General features: G+C 70.0%; 13 protein-coding genes and 2 pseudogenes. 7 read left to right on the top strand and 8 right to left on the bottom strand.

From position 1 onward, the window contains the following. Positions 1-314 (top strand): annotated as a pseudogene (locus AB0H32_RS29265) (thioredoxin-disulfide reductase); the annotation flags it as partial. Between the two features lie 241 nt (positions 315-555). Here the strand turns inward: AB0H32_RS29265 and AB0H32_RS29260 are convergent. The 5 genes from AB0H32_RS29260 to AB0H32_RS29240 all read right to left on the bottom strand — a co-directional run bounded on the left by AB0H32_RS29260 (position 556) and on the right by AB0H32_RS29240 (position 4,484). Continuing rightward, a complete protein-coding gene (locus AB0H32_RS29260; protein WP_361126300.1) occupies positions 556-1,140 on the bottom strand; it encodes a hypothetical protein in 585 nt (194 codons plus the stop codon). A 359-nt stretch (positions 1,141-1,499) separates the two neighbouring features. Then, positions 1,500-1,724, bottom strand: coding sequence for a hypothetical protein (locus AB0H32_RS29255; RefSeq protein ID WP_361126298.1), 225 nt, complete (start codon positions 1,722-1,724; stop codon positions 1,500-1,502). A gap of 322 nt (positions 1,725-2,046) precedes the next feature. Continuing rightward, positions 2,047-2,373: a DUF317 domain-containing protein gene (locus tag AB0H32_RS29250; RefSeq protein WP_361126295.1), complete on the bottom strand. Its 327-nt coding sequence runs from the start codon at positions 2,371-2,373 to the stop codon at positions 2,047-2,049. 605 nt (positions 2,374-2,978) lie between these two features. Next, positions 2,979-3,758 carry an SDR family oxidoreductase gene (locus AB0H32_RS29245; protein ID WP_361126292.1) on the bottom strand — a complete coding sequence of 260 codons (780 nt, stop codon included), beginning with the start codon at positions 3,756-3,758 and terminating at the stop codon, positions 2,979-2,981. A gap of 528 nt (positions 3,759-4,286) precedes the next feature. After that, on the bottom strand, positions 4,287-4,484 hold the full coding sequence (locus AB0H32_RS29240) for a hypothetical protein (RefSeq protein ID WP_361126289.1): 198 nt from the start codon (positions 4,482-4,484) through the stop codon (positions 4,287-4,289). A 111-nt stretch (positions 4,485-4,595) separates the two neighbouring features. Between AB0H32_RS29240 and AB0H32_RS29235 the strand changes: the two genes are divergently transcribed. Next, the gene (locus tag AB0H32_RS29235; protein WP_361126286.1) at positions 4,596-7,454 is read left to right on the top strand and encodes a helix-turn-helix transcriptional regulator; all 2,859 of its coding nucleotides are present in this window, start codon (positions 4,596-4,598) and stop codon (positions 7,452-7,454) included. A gap of 103 nt (positions 7,455-7,557) precedes the next feature. Next, the gene (locus AB0H32_RS29230) at positions 7,558-7,890 is read left to right on the top strand and encodes a hypothetical protein (RefSeq protein WP_361126283.1); all 333 of its coding nucleotides are present in this window, start codon (positions 7,558-7,560) and stop codon (positions 7,888-7,890) included. Here the strand turns inward: AB0H32_RS29230 and AB0H32_RS29225 are convergent. Continuing rightward, positions 7,850-8,185: pseudogene (locus tag AB0H32_RS29225) on the bottom strand (transposase); the annotation flags it as partial. The gene AB0H32_RS29230 and the pseudogene AB0H32_RS29225 overlap by 41 nt on opposite strands. A 445-nt stretch (positions 8,186-8,630) precedes the next feature. Continuing rightward, positions 8,631-9,524, bottom strand: coding sequence for a LysR family transcriptional regulator (locus tag AB0H32_RS29220; RefSeq protein WP_361126280.1), 894 nt, complete (start codon positions 9,522-9,524; stop codon positions 8,631-8,633). Between the two features lie 101 nt (positions 9,525-9,625). Here AB0H32_RS29220 and AB0H32_RS29215 point away from each other — a divergent pair, with 101 nt between their 5' ends. After that, a complete protein-coding gene (locus AB0H32_RS29215) occupies positions 9,626-10,714 on the top strand; it encodes an alcohol dehydrogenase catalytic domain-containing protein (protein WP_361126277.1) in 1,089 nt (362 codons plus the stop codon). A 430-nt stretch (positions 10,715-11,144) separates the two neighbouring features. On the opposite strand, the gene AB0H32_RS29210 is transcribed toward AB0H32_RS29215, so the two are convergent. Next, a complete protein-coding gene (locus AB0H32_RS29210) occupies positions 11,145-11,930 on the bottom strand; it encodes an IS5 family transposase (protein WP_361126275.1) in 786 nt (261 codons plus the stop codon). A gap of 231 nt (positions 11,931-12,161) precedes the next feature. Here AB0H32_RS29210 and AB0H32_RS29205 point away from each other — a divergent pair, with 231 nt between their 5' ends. The 3 genes from AB0H32_RS29205 to AB0H32_RS29195 all read left to right on the top strand — a co-directional run bounded on the left by AB0H32_RS29205 (position 12,162) and on the right by AB0H32_RS29195 (position 15,958). Beyond that, complete coding sequence (locus tag AB0H32_RS29205; RefSeq protein ID WP_361126273.1) at positions 12,162-12,356, top strand: hypothetical protein; 195 nt, start codon at positions 12,162-12,164, stop codon at positions 12,354-12,356. An 826-nt stretch (positions 12,357-13,182) separates the two neighbouring features. Then, complete coding sequence (locus AB0H32_RS29200; RefSeq protein WP_361126270.1) at positions 13,183-14,784, top strand: hypothetical protein; 1,602 nt, start codon at positions 13,183-13,185, stop codon at positions 14,782-14,784. A 787-nt stretch (positions 14,785-15,571) separates the two neighbouring features. After that, entirely contained in the window at positions 15,572-15,958 is a 387-nt protein-coding gene (locus tag AB0H32_RS29195; protein WP_361126267.1) for a hypothetical protein, read from the top strand. Positions 15,959-16,027: the final 69 nt, after the last annotated feature.

Genomic DNA, 16,027 nt, shown 5'->3' with positions numbered 1-16,027 from the left:
CAGACGGCAGGCTCACCGGCCTCGTCCTGCGCGACGTCCTCACCGACAGGACCCGTGACCTGGACACGACCGGCCTGTTCATCGCCATCGGCCACGACCCGCGCAGCGAGCTGTTCAAGGGCCAGCTCGACCTCGACGGCAACGGCTACATCCACGGCGTCTTCGCCGCAGGCGACGTCGTCGACCACTCCTACCGCCAGGCCATCACCGCCGCCGCCAGCGGCTGCGCGGCAGCCCTGGATGCCGAGCGATACCTCGCGGCCCTGAGCGACGGCCGTCCCAGCGGGGCTGAAGCAGTCGTCGCCACCGTCTGAGGCGTACAAGGGCTGGCCCCGGTGCGGCACGGCCAAGGTTGCCTTTGGCGGTAACCGTGGAGATGGTGGCCATGTCGGCGCCTCCACGTGGCCTGCGTTCTGCTGTCGGCCCGCTGGGCGGCGAAGGTGCGGGTGACGAGGTGGTTCGGGGCGGTCAGGGTCTCGTGCAGGATCCGGCCGGTCCCGTCGAGGGTGGGATCGAGTTGGGTGTGCTCGGCCGGGTAGGTCCACCCGTAGTGGCCTACTCGTACGCCCAGGCATCTGATCCGCCGTCGGGCCGTGCCCGGAACCGCCATTCGAGACGGTACCGAGCGTGCAGGGCGGGGGTGGTCGTGATCCATGTGAATTGCCGTAGTCCTGCGTCGTCGCTGCGGACGGGCGGCGTGCGCAGCGGGGAGGCTTCGGCGGTCATGGAGGTCTCGGTGCCCCATACGACGGGGTCGAGGTCGGCGGGGAAGACGAGCTGGACTTCGAGTTGCTCGGTGGGCAGACGGACGGCTCGTTGGAACCAGTTGCCCCACTTGTCGTCGCCGACGGTGTAGGCGTACTCGATCCACACGGATTCGCCGGGGTAGAGCGGGAAACGGCCGTGTTCGTTGTCGAACAGCAGCCAGTCTTCCTTGAAGGCGTCGCGATCGTGCTTGGCCTGCCAGCGCATCGCCTCGCCCCGGCAGGTTGCGGTGAGGTCGAGTTCGTCCCAGGTCAGCGGGTGAGCCCGGTAGCGGGCGTTGGACCGCTCGGGGTCGGCGGGGTAGCGGTCGACACTGATGCGGATCAGGTAGCGGGTCACCGGTTCGGTGCCGGTGTTCTGTAGCAGCCTGCGCATGGTGAGCCGGTATTGGCGGCCGTCGTACGTCAGGCAGGCGGCGTCGTGTTCGACGACGAGGGCGGAGCCGGTGGCATACGGCTGCTCGGGCCGGCGGGGCTGCCGACGGCCGCTTGGCCCGGGTCTCCCTGGCCCTGGCCTGCTCGTAGTCACCCCATCGCCCCCGGATCGCCTTGCCGGCGTTCAAGGCCTCGTCGGCCAGGCGGGCGAAGTCCTCGCTGGGCTTGTGGCGGCCGGATGCCATGTGGCTGACGTACGCAGCGGAGGAGAGCGCCGCGTACGGACCGAGGTATGGGATCTCGGACCAGGTCACTGAGGGTCAGGTGGTGCGCATAGTTGATGCGGATAGGGACGGAAGATCATACGTCGGCCCAGTCCAGCTGGTTGCGGACTGCGGGCGGTAGCACGCCCTCCTGGCCGTTTTCGGCGATGTAGACGGCCCCGTCTGTTCCGGTGATTTCCACGATGTGGCCGATGCGGTGGGCATGGGGCCAGTCCGGGTTGATGGCGAAGTACGCGGGCAGGTCGGCGTCGACGGTCTGAAGCTGGTGGATCAGTTGGCCAACGGTGATCGTGTGGGGCAAGACAGCCATCGTGGATGGTGAGGGGAGATGCTGGAGAGGGAATCTCAGTTGTCTGCGCCGAGTTGGGGGCGGTCGGGCAACTCGGCGGAGCGCTTCGACGGCCCACCGGACACCGCCTGCAGCTGTGTGGCGCGATGGTGCCCGCCTACTGCGACGGTGTAGTTCTTCGTGAACGAGCGGTTGCTCGTCCAGGCCGTGCAACTGCACGTGGCGATGAACTGGCTCTCTCCTGCACATCCCTCTGCGAGGGGCATGCCGCTTCTGGTGTGTTGGTGTTCCGCGGGGCGGACGGTGTTCTCGGAGTGGTACGCGGTCATGGTGATCAAATGGTGGGGCATGGGACGACTTCCGGGCGGGCGTCAGACGCAGGCGCACAGCGGGTGGGGAATGCGATGAGCGCGGCGAGGAATCCAGCGATGGCCTGGGCCGGGGCGTCCTGCCCGAAGGTCTGATACCAGGCCTTGGTGCCGTCCTTGTCCGTGACGCGGATGTCCACAGCTCGCCGCGCGCCGCTTCCCGGCTCTCGGGGAGGAACCCCACGTACACACGCCGGTCGGGGCTGGAGCAGTGGACGTTGCAGTCCAGATCGGTGACGACGTCCCAGCCCTGGCCGTGGAGGAGGTCGCTGACGGGGCGGGCGCAGTGACATTCGAGGAGCCACTCCCGTTTGACGAGGGCGGCCGGCGGAAGTTCGGGCGAGGGCTGGAACGGGATGGTGGCGGTGGGCGTCACGAGCAGAGAACCCTCCGTTGACCTGCGGTTTTTCCGGGCTCCCTTACGTGGACATGGTCTGGGACGGGGTCTCCACTCGTTGCCCGCGGTGTGCGTCTGCCGTGGGCGAACTGGTCTCGAGTGCGACACCTGATGTCCATCGAAGGTGGAATGAAACGGTCGTTCATGTAGCCGTTGCGGGAACGACCGTTCGCCGAGGTAGGAGGAAGGGGAGGGGCGGATTTGGGCGGCGGAGATGAATCAGTACGACGAGGCAGTCGATGACGTCGAGGCCGCGGCCTTGGGCCGTGCCCGGATGGCCGATGGACGGCGGATCGAACTGGATGCCGAGGAACTGGTGCAGCTGCTGGACGGCGGAGGTCCCGGACGGAGTGTCCGGGCGCACCGCGATGGGGATGGTCGAAATTGCCCGCCCTCAGGGCTTTGCCCAGCCTTGAAGTGCGCGTCAACGCCCCCCAGGGCCTGGCCGTCCAGTTCCCGCGATTGCCCCGGCAGCGGGGCACACTCGCGGGCGCAGGGGGCTCAGTGGTCCGGGAGTGTGTACGCGGCGCGGATGCCGCCGTAGACGGGGAGTTCGGAGGCGGTCAGGTAGCCCGAATCCGGGCCGGCGAGGTAGGTGGCCGCGGCGGCGATCTCGTCGAGGGTGGCGAAGCGGCCCATCGGGATATGGGCGAAGCGCCGTCGGGTCTCCTCTTCCCCCATCCGATCGAACATGGCACGGGTCTCCGGGGCTTCGACCGGGCCCAGAGCCAAGGTGTTCACGCGGATGCCACGCCGTGCCAGATGCGTGCCCAGGTCGCGCCCGAGCTGGGTCACTGCGGCCTTGGCCGCGGAGAAGGCCATCTGGGCGGTCGCGGCGCCCATGCCTGCGAGGAAGGAGCCGGTCAGCACGACCGAGCCGCCAGAGTTCATCACCGGCACCCCGTATCGGCAGCTGAGCACCGCAGGGGTGAGAACGGCCTGGAAGACCCGCTCCCAGACCTCGTGGGTCGTCTCCAACAGGCCGTGGTCCTCGCGGTCCATGGGGCCGGCGTTGACGTAGAGCACGTCGATCCCGCCGAACTCCGCATGGATACGCTCGAACGCCAGTCGTGTCTCAGCCTCGATCCGCAGGTCTGCCACGACTACCGGAAAGAGGACGTCCGGCGGCTGCCGGTCGATTCCGATCACCTGCCCACCCTCGGCAGTGAGCCGTGTCGCGACAGCGCCGGCGATGGCTCCGCCCGCGCCGGCGATGACGCAGATCCGCCCGCTCAGCCGTCCCTGGTCGTCGCTGTTCCCGCCCACGTCCGCCCCTCTCATCGGTCCCGCTCAATGCCGCCAGTCCCCGTCCCGACAGTCCCTGCCTGCAATGGGCTCGGCGGATCCTCTCGGACAGCACCTCACGCGACCTGTTCACCGGCAGTCTCCCTGCCTCGGATCGTGATCAACAAGCACAGCGTGACGGCCGAACGGCCCACACCACCCGACTACTCTGAAAGCGGCATCTCACACACCATCACACCAAGTGGCGCCCGATCTCACCGAAAATCCGGCGGTTCCGACTCCCACCGGAGACGTGGCGCCCAACCACCCCGAAAAACTCAGCCAGGCACTCGGTGAGGTGCCCTTCGGGGTGCGACGAGCTGAGTACGGAGCCCTGGCGGGGTGGATGCGGGCACCAGGCCGTCTCTTCCGGATCTTGCCTCACCGTGGCCCGAGCACGCGACCCCGCTGAAGGACGCCTGGGGCCTGACCCCATTCCCAGCCGGGGCAGCGCGGGCCCGCAGCCGCCGCAGCCCCGGCCCTACGGTGTCCCGCCCGCGCTACGGGGGCGGGCGGGGCACCGGTTCACCGGTGAGTCAGGGCCGAGGCGACGGTCGCGGTCAGGAGGAGGGTCGCACCGAAGGCCGCGGCCCCGCGAGTGAGGGCCGCGGGGTAGGTCGCGTGATCCCGGCGGGCCAGGTAGCCGGCTGCCGCCCCGGTCAACGCGGCGACCAGGACGGTCAGAGCGCATGCGAGGAGGAGCAGGGCGCTGTGATCGGACACGGTGGTGGTCCCCTTCGACGCGGTGGTGGATGTCTCCCGCCGGCTGGCGGTGCAGCCCAATATGGGCAAAGCCGTGTTCGGCGGTGTGCGGCCGGACGAAGATGAACAGCGATGAACAGTCGGCACGACGAGGACGGGTCGGACGGCGTGAGCGCGCAGGGATTCCAGGAACCGGCCGTCGCGCTGGCCGAATTGCGCGCGCGCCTGGAGGCAGCGCGGATCGCCAAGCGCCTCACGAAGTCGGCGCTCGCCGAGCTCGCGGGCTTGGGGCGGACCACCGTCAGTGCGGCCTTCAGCCGCTCGGCGCCCCCGCCCTCGGCGGAGACCGTGTACGCGGTGGCGCGGACCCTGGCGCTCCAGCCTCGCCCCCTCCTGGAGCTGCACGCCCTCGCCACGCGTACGGCGGTAGCGCCATCCGCGGCCGTGATGCAGGCGGCCGGGCTCCCGGCGGTCGGCGCAGGGCCGGTCGGCGCCGGTCACCGGCCTGCCCGCGCCGACGAACGCCCGGTGGCCGACCTCGTCGGACGGCCCATCGCGCAGTGCCGTCCGCACGACCTCGGTGTCCACCCCGCCGCGGACGCCCCACGACACGCGGGTGACGACCACTCGCCGAGCCCGACCGACCGCAGGCCACAGACGGAACCCCGGCTGCCCGGCTACGTACACCGGCCGCACGACGCGGAGCTGGCCGAGCACGTCGCCGCCGCGGCAGCCGGCAGCAGCCGGATGGCCGTGCTGGTCGGCTCCTCGTCGACGGGCAAGACCCGCGCGTGCTGGGAAGCCGTACAACCCCTCGCGGAACAGGGCTGGTTGCTGTGGCACCCCCGCTACCCGTCGCATCCCGAGGCGGCACTGGCACACATGGAACGCGTCGTGCCGCACACGGTGGTGTGGCTCAACGAGTCCCAGCACTACCTCGGAGCCGGCAGCGGAACGGGCGAACGGATCGCCGCAGTCCTGCACCTGCTGCTCAACGACCCGGCCCGCGCCCCCGTCCTGGTCCTGGGCACCCTGTGGTCCTCGTACTCCCGGGCCTACTGCGCCCTTCCCGAAACCGTCGGGCCGGACCCGCACCCGCAGGCTCGACAGCTGCTCGCAGGCCGGCAGATCGTCCTGCCCGATGCCTTCGACCGGAAGTCGATCAAGGCTGCCGAGGCCCTGGCCGCCGCCGGCGACGAGCAACTCGCCCATGCCCTGCAACACGCAGGCCACGGGCGTCTGGCCCAGTTCCTGGCCGGTGCGCCCGAGCTGCTGCGCCGCTACCGCAGCGCCTCGCCCCCGGCGCGCGCACTGCTGCACGCGGCCATGGACGCGCGGCGCCTGGGCGTCGGCCTGCACGTTCCCCTGGCGTTCCTCGCCGAGGCGGCCGAGGACTACCTCACCGACGACGAGCGGGACGCCCTCGACGACCACTGGCTCGAACAAGCCCTCGCCGATACGGGCGAGCCCGTCCACGGCAACCTCGCCCCCCTGCGCCGCGTCCGCCCCCGTACGGTCCGTGAGGACCCCGACGGGACGGGCGGTCCGCCGGCACCGGCCTGTCGCCTGGCGGACTTCCTCGAACAGCACGGAGCTGGCGAGCGCCGACGGCTGTGCCCCCCGACGTCGTTCTGGGCGGCCGCGCACGAGCACCTCGGCGACCCCGACGAACTGCGCCTCCTGGCCCGGGCCGCCGGCCACCGTGACCGTATGCTCTGGGCCCGTCGGCTGCTGGCCAGGGCCGTCGACGCGGGCAGCACGGAATCCCTGAGCCGCCTGGCCGAACTGTACGAGGAGTCGGGGGACCGGGCGGCAGCCGAAACCGTGTACCTGCGGGCTGCGGAGGCGGATGACCTCGACGGCCTCCTGTGGCTGGCCCGGGAACGGGAACGGGCCGGGCGACACGAGGAGGCGGAACGCTTCGCACGGCAGGGCATCGATGCCAACCGCGGCTTCGTCATGTACGAACTCGCGATGCTGCGCGCGGAAAGGGAAAGGGAAGGCCTCGCCGGGTGCGAGGACCTGCTGCGTCAGGCCGCCGCGGCGGGTCACGACTACGCGCTCGAAAAGCTCGCCGTCAGCCGGGAGCGGGCCGGAGACTTCGCGGAGGCCCTGGCGCTCGCACGGCGGGCTGCCGACAGCGGCCAGCCGGGCGTGCTGCGGCGGCTGGCCAAGGACCGCGAGTTCGCCGGCGATCTCACGACGGCTGAGGCCCTGTTCCGCGAGGCGGCCGACGCCGGTTGCACCTATTCCCTCTACTCGCTCATCGAACTGCGGGAGAAGGCGGGCGACAGGGCCGAAGCGGAACGGCTCGCGCGGCAGGCCGCGGACGACGGTGACACCGACGCGTTGCGGCGGCTCGCCGCGGTGCGCGCAGCAGCCGACGACGTCGTCGCAGCCGAGAGCCTGTTCCGCGAGGCGGCCGACGCGGGCAGTGTCGCGGCCCTGGACGGGATGGCCTTGCTACGGGAGAAACTGGGCGATCACGACGGCGCCGAACATTACGCGCAGCGGGCGGCCGACGCGGGCATGACCCATGCGCTGTTCCGACTGGCCGAGAAGCGGAAGGAAGCGGGGGACCGGCGGCGGGCCGAGGAGCTCTTCCGGCGCGCGGCCCGGGTGGATCGTGTCCGGACGATGGCGCTTCAGGAGATCGCCCTCCTGCGGGAGGAGACCGGGGACCGCGACGGCGCCGAACGGGCTGCCCGACGGGCAGCAGAGGCCGGCAGCACCGAAGCGCTGGCCGAGCTCGCGGACATGCGCGAGGAGGCCGCCGACAGCTGTGGCGGTGGCGGGGCCGAGAAACTGTTCGAGGAGGCGGCCGCCGAAGGCAACCCGTACGCGCTGGGCCGACTCGTCAGGATGCGCGAGGAAGCCGGCAACCACGAGGAGGCAGACCGCCTCGCCCAACAGGCCGCCGACGGAGGCGACACCGAAGCGCGGAAGCTGCTGGGCGGACTACGGGCGAAGCGGAAGCGCCGTCGCGGCTAGGAGGTCTCTTACGGATCACTTGATGAAGGTTCGATCTCAGGGCCTGCTGGCGTCGGCGGAACTCCTGCCTGCAACGATGCGCTGATGAGCTTATGACCTTGCTGTGTGGGACGGCGACCGCCCACTCGACGACCACCAAGCGGGCTCGACCTACGGCGAGCTGTACGAGCGCCACCTGGAGTTGGACGATGTCGTCGTGCCTCCGGCGCCACGCATCGTGGCCTACATGAAAGCTCTCGTCGCGCGATACCCGCACGACGTCGACCGCAACGCCGTATGGGCGTCACCGCCGGTCATCGAGGAAGCATCGGGCCCGATCGTGTACCTGCTCATGTCCTATGGCAAGGCTGAGGAAGTGTCCGAGTACGCAGCTGCGCCGGCTCGCGAGCACGGACTCATCTGCTTCGATCCGCAGGGAGAATGTCTCCAGCCGTGAGCTGCCTGTTCTTTCGGCGGGCGGACCAGAAGAAGCTCCCCGCGATGAGGAGGCCGGCACGGTAGACCGTGGCGGTCTTCTCGTAGCAGGTGGCCAGGCCGTTCCATTGCTTGAGGCGATTGATGCAGCGTTCGACGGTATTGCGTTGCTTGCAGGCCTCGCGGTCGAAGCCGGGCGGGCGCCCTCCGCTGCGGCCCTTGCGCTTGCGATGGGCGATCTGGTCGGCAGGTTGCGCGATCACGGCCCGCACTCCGCGACGTCGCAGGTGGTCACGGATGGCTCGCGATGAGTAGGCCTCATGGGACGCGAAGGTTGGCACGCGGGCCCCGTTCTTGGCCGGGGGGCCTGCCGACTCTCCGGGCGCGGAGTGAGCCTTTGAGTATGCCCGGACCCTCGAGTCCTGTTGACAAGACGAGGTCGGCTCCGCGCCCAGCAACGGCTCAGAGCGAGCGCGCGCCTGTCCTAGGAGGATGGTTTGAGAGTGTTTGGTGGGGATCGGACACGAAACCTCGACCAGTGCCACGTTGGGCGTGTCCACCGGCAACGAGCCCGCTTGCCTCGGCGGAAGGCTGGCTGCCGGCGGCCGATATTCGCGGCCGCGGGGCGCGAAAAGTACGTGCAGGGCCGTGAGACGGCGATGCCGATCGCCAGCAACGCGAAGAACAGGCCGACGGCGACCGCGGTGCCCACCCGCGAGGGGGAAAGGGGTACACACGATCGTGCGCGGCCTTGGCGGCGGTTCAGGCGGTCGAAGTGATCGCTCGGGTGACGGCCGTGATGGCCGGGGCGGGGTGGCCGGGGAGGCGCGCCACGAGCACCCGGCGGATCTCGGGGGGTGCGCCGTCGACGCGCAGCAGGCTCACCCCGGGCGGCAGCACCGGTGAGAGCCGGGACGGCACCGTCGTCACACCGAATCCGCCGGCGACCAGCTGAAGCTTGGTCAGCCAGTCGCGCGCGGAGTGGATGACGCGAGGCCGTCCGGGCAGGCCGGGCCAGACGCCGAGCAGCGGCTCGGAGCTCGATGACGGGGTGGCGATCCACGCGGCGTCGACCAGCTCGTCGACGTGCACCGTGGTGCGTCCGGCGAACTCTCCGGTCGACGGCACCGCCACGACCAGTTCGGTGTCCGCGACGGTCTCGATGTGCAGGCGCGGCGAGTCGCCGTCGAAGGGCCGGTGGGGTGGGCGGGACGTCAGCACGGCGAGGTCGAGCGAGCCCGCGCGCAGCGCCCGGATCAGAGTGGGCGTGGTGCCCTCGCTGGTGGTGACCGTGATCTGCGGGCCGGCCGTCGCGAGGTGTGCGAGTGCGGCGGGCAGGATCGCCGCGCCCGCGCTCAGGAACACCCCGAGCCGCACCAGTTCGGTCCGCGGGGCGGTGCCAGTGAGCTCACTCTCGGCCGCTGCGAGCGAGGCCAGGACCGTGTGGGCGTGCCGCAGCAGGGTCAAGCCGGAAGGGGTGAGCTGTACCCCGTCCGGGCGGCGTTCGAACAGGGTGGCGCCCACGCTGCGTTCGAGGGCGGCGGCCTGGCGTGAGACGGCCGACTGCGTGTAGCCGAGTCGGGCCGCTGCTGCGGTGAAGCTGCCGGACTCAGCGATCTGCCGCAGGACCCGCAGTCCAGTGCTGGAGATGTCCATGCGGCATACGCATACCACGAATGCCAGATCATCGCTTCCCGCATGCTCACCCCGCTCCTAATGTCGATCCCACGAGCACGGACGAACACGGAGGTCATCACGTGCGAGCAGCAGTTCTGACGCAGTTCGGCGCCCCGCTCATGGTGCGGGAGGTGCCCGACCCCGAGGTCGGGGGCGGTGAGGTGGTGGTCGAGGTCCTCGCCGCCAGCGTGGCGCCGTACGCGGCCGAGGTCTTCGGCGGCAAGCGGAACTACCCCCTTGTCCCTCCTGTCGTGCCCGGTGTCGGCGGCGTGGGGCGGATCATCCACGTCGGCCCGGATGCCACCCGGCTGCGCGTCGGTGACCTGGTGTGGTGCGACTCGACGGTGCGCTCGCGGGACGACGCCCTGACGCCCGACATCACGCTCCAGGGCTGGAGCTCGCGCGGCGAGGGCGGCGCGCGGCTCGCCCGGTACCTGCACGACGGTTCGTTCGCCGAGCTCATGCGGGTCCCGACGGAGAACGTCTTCCCGCTGCCCACCGTGGCAGGGGACGATCCGGCCCGCTGGGCCGCACTCAGCGTGCACGCCATCTCCTACGGCGGGCTGCTGGCAGGCGGGCTCGCAGCCGGCGAGACGCTGCTCGTCAGCGGGGCCACCGGCAACCTCGGCAGCAGCGCGGTCGCGGTCGCGCTCGCGATGGGGGCGGGCCGCGTGGTCGCCCCGGGCCGCAACCAGGCCGCGCTCGACCTCCTCGTCGACCGGTTCGGTCCGCGTCTGCGCCCGGTCCCGCTGACCGGAGACGAGGCCACCGACCGCGCGGCGATGTCCTCGGCGGCCGACGGCCCGATCGACATGGTGATCGACCTGCTCCCGCCGAGCGCACCCAGCTCGGCGTCGCGCGCGGCGGCCATGACCGTCCGCGAGTACGGCCGCGTCGTCCTCATGGGCGGCGTCGGCATGCTCGGTGGCGACGACCTCGCACTTCCGTACCCATGGATCATGCGCAACTCGATCACCGTGCGTGGGCAATGGATGTACCCGCGCACAGCCAATGTCGGCATCATCCGGCTCCTCGCCTCGGGCACTCTGGATCTCGCCCCCGAACGGGTCCGGTCGTTCGGGCTCGATGCCGTCAACGACGCCATCGCGTACGCCGCCGCGCACGGTGGCCCGTTCGACCGCACCAGCCTCACCCCACCGGCTGGCTGACAAGGCCCACTGATCCCCACCCACGGGGCCCGGCCGGCTACTGCTTCCTGGCGAAGTTGCCAGTGTCGACCTCGGTGAGGATGCCGAGTTCGACCAGGCGTTTCAACTTGGCTCGGTGCCTTCAATGTTCTTCGGCAGCATTTGTGGTCGAGGGCTTCGCAGACGTCCTTGGCCCGCAGTGGTCCGGTCGCCCCGTTGAAGACGGCGAGGATGCGAGGGTAGTCAGGGTGCTCGGGCAGGTCCGGGGGGACGGCCGGAAGTCGGTCGGCAAGGCCCGTGACGGTCTTCCGTGTGATCGCGAGGTGCTCGAGGTGCGTCTCGGCCTGCCGCAGCCGGGTCTGCAGTTCGCCGATCTGTGTGCGGAGGTCGTTGGCCTGGGCCGGGGCGGCGTCCTCCTGGATGTCCAGCGCGTCGAGCAGGGGCTGGATGTTCATGCGGTCACCGCCTGCGGTTCGCGCCAGGTGGGAGCGTTCGCGCCGGTGAGGCGGCGGATCATGACGTGGGACATCGACCAATAGACGCGGGAGGCGGACGACGAAGGGCGGTGCTCATAGTCGCGGACCAGACGCCGGTGCAGTATCAAGATCCCGTAGGTCTGCTCGACCCTCCACCGCTTTGACTGCGGCACGAACCCCTTGTCCTGAGGGTTGCGTTCGACGATCTCGACGTCGATGCCCAGGTTGGCGCCGTGCAGGACCACCTGGTTCTTGAAGCCCTGGTCAACCAGCGCCTTGCGGACGGTGTCGCCGGCGTGCTCGGCGACCTGGTCAAGCAGGATGATGCCCGCGGTGTTGTCGTGCGTGTTCGCGGCGAGGACGACGACCGCGATGACCAGGCCGAGGACGTCCACGGCCAGTCCGCGCTTGCAGCCCGGCACCCGCTTGGCCGGATCCCGACCGGTCGTGGCGGCGGGGACCCCGGCTGCCACATGGACGCTCTGGGTGTCCAGCACCACCAGCGTCGGGTCCTCTGATCGGCGGGCCCGCTCACGGACCTGGCAGCGCAGGAGTTCATGGATGATCTGGTCGGTCCCGTCGTCCCGCCAGGTGGCGAAGTAGCAGTACGTCGCACTCTTCTGGGGAAGATCGTGCGGGAGATAGGCCCACTGGCAGCCGGTCCGCCCCTGATAGAGGATCGCGTTAACGATCTCTCGCATCTCGTAGGCGCCCTGATGGCCACTGACCGAACGGTGCCGGTCCTTCCACGCGGTGATCACCGGCTAGATCAACGACCACTGCTCGTCCGATAAGTCGCTCGGATACGGCTTGCGTTCACTCACCCCTCCACCCCAACAGACCGCCAAACCCTGCAGTTATCCGCCAGCCGGACCCACCTCCTGAGCCTGCTGGTAACCCCGATGGTGCCCGATCGGGCGCCGCGAGTGTCGGGAGTCGACGAGTTCGCCTTCCGCAAGGGCTGGCGCTAGCGCGGCACCGTCCTGGTCGACGTGGAAGAGGTCCGTGTGGTGGATTTCCTGCCGGACCGGGACTCGGCCAGCTTCGTCGGCTGGCTGCGCGAACATCCGGGTGCAGAGATCATCTACAGGGACCGGGCCGGCGCCTATTCCAGCGCCGACGTGCTGCTGGCTTCCGCCCAGCACAGGCGCCCCAAAGGGTCCTGGAGCCGTGCACCGCCTATCTGACCGAGCGATTCACTGACGGTGTCACGAGCCCGACCGACCACTTCCGCGAGATCCGACCCACGCGGTTACCCGGGCAGCGATCTGCCAGTGCGCCGCTACGGTGCCGGACTCAGGACCGGTCCCGTCGAACACGCCCGCGGTGCCATCCCCGATCCTCGCAAGATCACCAAGTGGATCATGCTGCCCCGCGAGCTGCCGGCCGGCACTCTGCGGCCGCACGAGGAAGACCATCCTCTCCGGGCAGGGCTGGCCTGCACAGGCATCGCCCGGGCCCGCGACCTCGCCCGCACCTTTCACTACGCGTTCCAACACCGCTGCGAGCGCCTGTTGTTGGAGTGCAGTGCGCGAGGCCGGACACGATGCACCGGCCCCGTCCTCTCCTTCGCGAAGAACCTCTGCCTCGACCTCGACGCCGTCACCGCCGGCCTCACCCTCCCGTGGCGCTCGGACATCGTCGAAGGCCACGTCCACCGCATCAATGCACGGCCTTGCCTCGTTCCGCCTCCTCCGTACCCGCGTCCTGCTTCGAGCTTGATCTGGGGGTTCACGGAATCGCGGCCAGAACCGATGTCGCCGTCGTTCACACCAGCATCGCTCCGAGGTGAGGCCCCCAGTGGAAACGAACGTCCACAGCTCCCGGCGACCAATGTCAGCGCGGCGGCGTGACCCGCGCTGCGACGCCGGCCGGCGCTTCCTTGCGGACGCCTCCAGATCGCCACCGATGGGGCCCTTCCGGCCAAGTCAGGCGCTATCCTCTGGATTCGCGCTTCAATCGTGCGTATCAACTCGCCTCAGTGGCACGACGGTTATCGCAGGGAGAGGCTCATTGACCCACACCATGCCACCGCACTTCAGCGAGGCGACCCGGTTGTTGTGCGTGGGTGTCTATGTGGACGACGCCTACCGCGATGCGGTGCTCGACGAGCTGTATGCGCACGACCAACGTGTGATCGCCCCCTCGGCTGGGTTCGACGCCCGACGGGTCCTGTCCCATGCCCTACGCGCCCGGCGCATCGGACTCGCCTGGGCGGCACTGGTGCTGGCCGTGTGGCTGGTCGGCTTCCTGCTCACCGGCATGCTCGTGCTGGTCCTGCTCCCTGGCTGCGCCCTGCTCGCCGCCCGCAGCCGCAGGGGCCGGGGTGCGGTCCTGCGCTGGGTCGGCAGAATCGCGTTCGGCACCGGGCTCTACATCGTCGCGTACGCCGCGTTCTTCGGCCCTGCACAGACCTCGTACGACTCGGCCGGCCACGACGACTCGACCCTGCTCCCGTGGGACGCCTTTCACGGTTGGATCGCGCTGTGCTGTCTGGCGGTGACGGCTTGGTGCGTTGTGCTGCGGCAGTGGCATTTGGACCGGGTGCTGCGCGGCGACCTCGCACCGGAGGTGTTCGTCGACCTGGCGCGCGACCCGGCGGAACACGTCACTTCCGCCCGTCTGCAATGGATCGGAGATCACATCCTGCGGGAGCAGCACTCGCCTCTGATCCTGTACGACATGGCCGGCCCTTTCCGGGGGATGGGCACTCTGCAGGAGGCGTGGACGCTGACAGTGGAGCTGCGGGCCGCTTCGGGCGCCCGTACCGCGCCGCTCGATCCTGAAGAACCCCTCGGCAACGGCTGGCTGCTGGACCACATCAAGGCCCAGCTGGCGACGCTGCGCTACCCGGCGCAACCGGGCTCATCGAAGGCCGCGGAAGCGCGCCTCGACCGGCTCCGGCAGGTGGAGATCGACGAGTGCGTGTTCCTTCCGGCGGAGGGGCTGCTCAGCCGGGAGCAGGTACCGCACGGCCGGGACGTCTTCGAGGAGCACCGGCGCGCAGCCGTGGAGGAGAGCGGCGAGGCGCGCCGCCACTTCTTGCGGGTTCGGGTGGGCGCCTGGCGTGAGGAAGTCGTCACCACCGTGTTCGTCAGGGCGCACACACAGGGCGGGATGGTCACCCTGGAAATCGTTTCGTACGTGCTGAACCCTTTGCGGGCCGACTTCCACACCGCGGACCGCGCAGCCCGCTTCCCCGAGCCCGCTGTCCTGTGGGGCGGGATCGGCCGGGCGCTCGCCAGGACACCAGCCGTAGCCGGTTCCGCACTGGTCGACGTGTGGCAGACGGTCGCCTGGTTCCTGCTGGTGGCTGCGAATGGAGGGGGAAGACGGCCGACCCAGGGACCTGCTGTCTCGATCCGGGAGATCGGGGCCGAGCGCCACGCCTCGATGTTTCAGGAGCTCGACGCAAGAAGGTATATCGGGACCATCCGGGAACGGGTCTTGAACGCGGTGCGCGTCGCACTCATCGAACGTGGCTGGGACACCTCCGAACTCGACGCGCGGACTTTGCTTCTGCGCGGCGACGGATTCCGCGTCGAGCGTTCTTCCGGCCCTGTACGCGGCGTGGCCGCGGGATACGGGGACCTGCCGCCAAGGAGACCTGCATGAGCGGGACAGCGGCGCCCTGGGACCCGCAGCTGCAGAGATGGCGAATCGGCCACGGCCCGCTCGCCCCGGCAAAGCCCCGGCGGCTGGGCCGGATCAGGACGAGACCCACCTTGTGGCGGCGTCCGTCCGGCTCCGGGGCAGCAGGCGCCGAGGCGGCCGTGCCCTGGGACAGACTGCGGCAGAGCTGGGCGCGCGACGACAGGGAGACATGGGCGGCATCCGTATCTGACGCATCCGGCCGCCGAGCGGGTGCCCTGCTGCGGCACACGGCGGTCCCGCTGTGCGCGCTCGCCTTCTCAGCGGTCCTGGCCGTGCTCGGACACTGGTGGGTGGGGAGTGTGACCCTTGTCTGGACGGCACTGATAGTCAGAGGCATACGCGTAGTGCGGCGCACGGCAGCCGAGGAGCGAGCGGTCGGTGTGAAGGCTGCTGCGTTGCCGGCCGTACGGCCACCGGATCCAGACCCCGTGTCTCCCGGCCGGGCCTTCGCCGAGGGAGTCGCGCAGGTCCTGGCCTTGTCCGCCCTGTTCCCTCCCAACAGCGCACAGCCTGCGCATGAGCCGCATGAGCCGCATGAGCCGCATGAGCCGCATGAGCCGCATGGGCAGACCCGTCCGCCGGATCCCTCGCGAGCGCGCAGTCGACGGTACGTCGCGCAGGAACTGCTGCGCGCCCATGCGGAGCTCGGCCTGGCGCTGCCGGGGGAGCTCGGTGCTCGGGCGAGAGACAAGAACACGGGGGGCGCACCATGACGAGTCCGAGCCCCGATCCAGCGACCCCCGAGGCCGTGGACGGCAACGCGGATGTGCGGCCTCCTGCCGCTGGGGCCTGGGAACTGCCCTCCGCGGCGGACATCGAGAAGTACGAGACAATGCTCGGCGGCGGCGCCGCGGAACGCGCACTATCCCTCGTGGAGAAGCGGTTCGCTCTGGAAGTCGCGGACCAGTATCAGCGTCGACTCGACGCCGAACACCGGCGCCGCCTCGACATGATCAACGTGCGCTTCCGTATCGCTGGGGTGGTGGTGGGTGCCAGCGGATTCGCCGGATGTCTGTGGATCGCCAAGGAATTTGTGGACCGCGGTGCCACGGCGCAAGCAGCAGGTCTACTCGGCGGGTTGGCCGCAGCACTCAGCGCGATCTTCCTGGGAACCCGGTCCCGGACACCGCGCTGACCGCTCAGCTTGACTCTGTCAGTCGTCGGCGGATTCCGGCTGTGCCTGTGCCTCGGGGGACGCCGTCCA

Origin of the sequence: Streptomyces sp. NPDC020362 (assembly GCF_040642095.1) — a bacterium.
In the GTDB taxonomy this organism is placed as follows: Bacteria; Actinomycetota; Actinomycetes; order Streptomycetales; family Streptomycetaceae; genus Streptomyces.
Note: the sequence above shows the minus strand (reverse complement) of the source record. Positions and strands in the feature narration are given on the sequence as shown.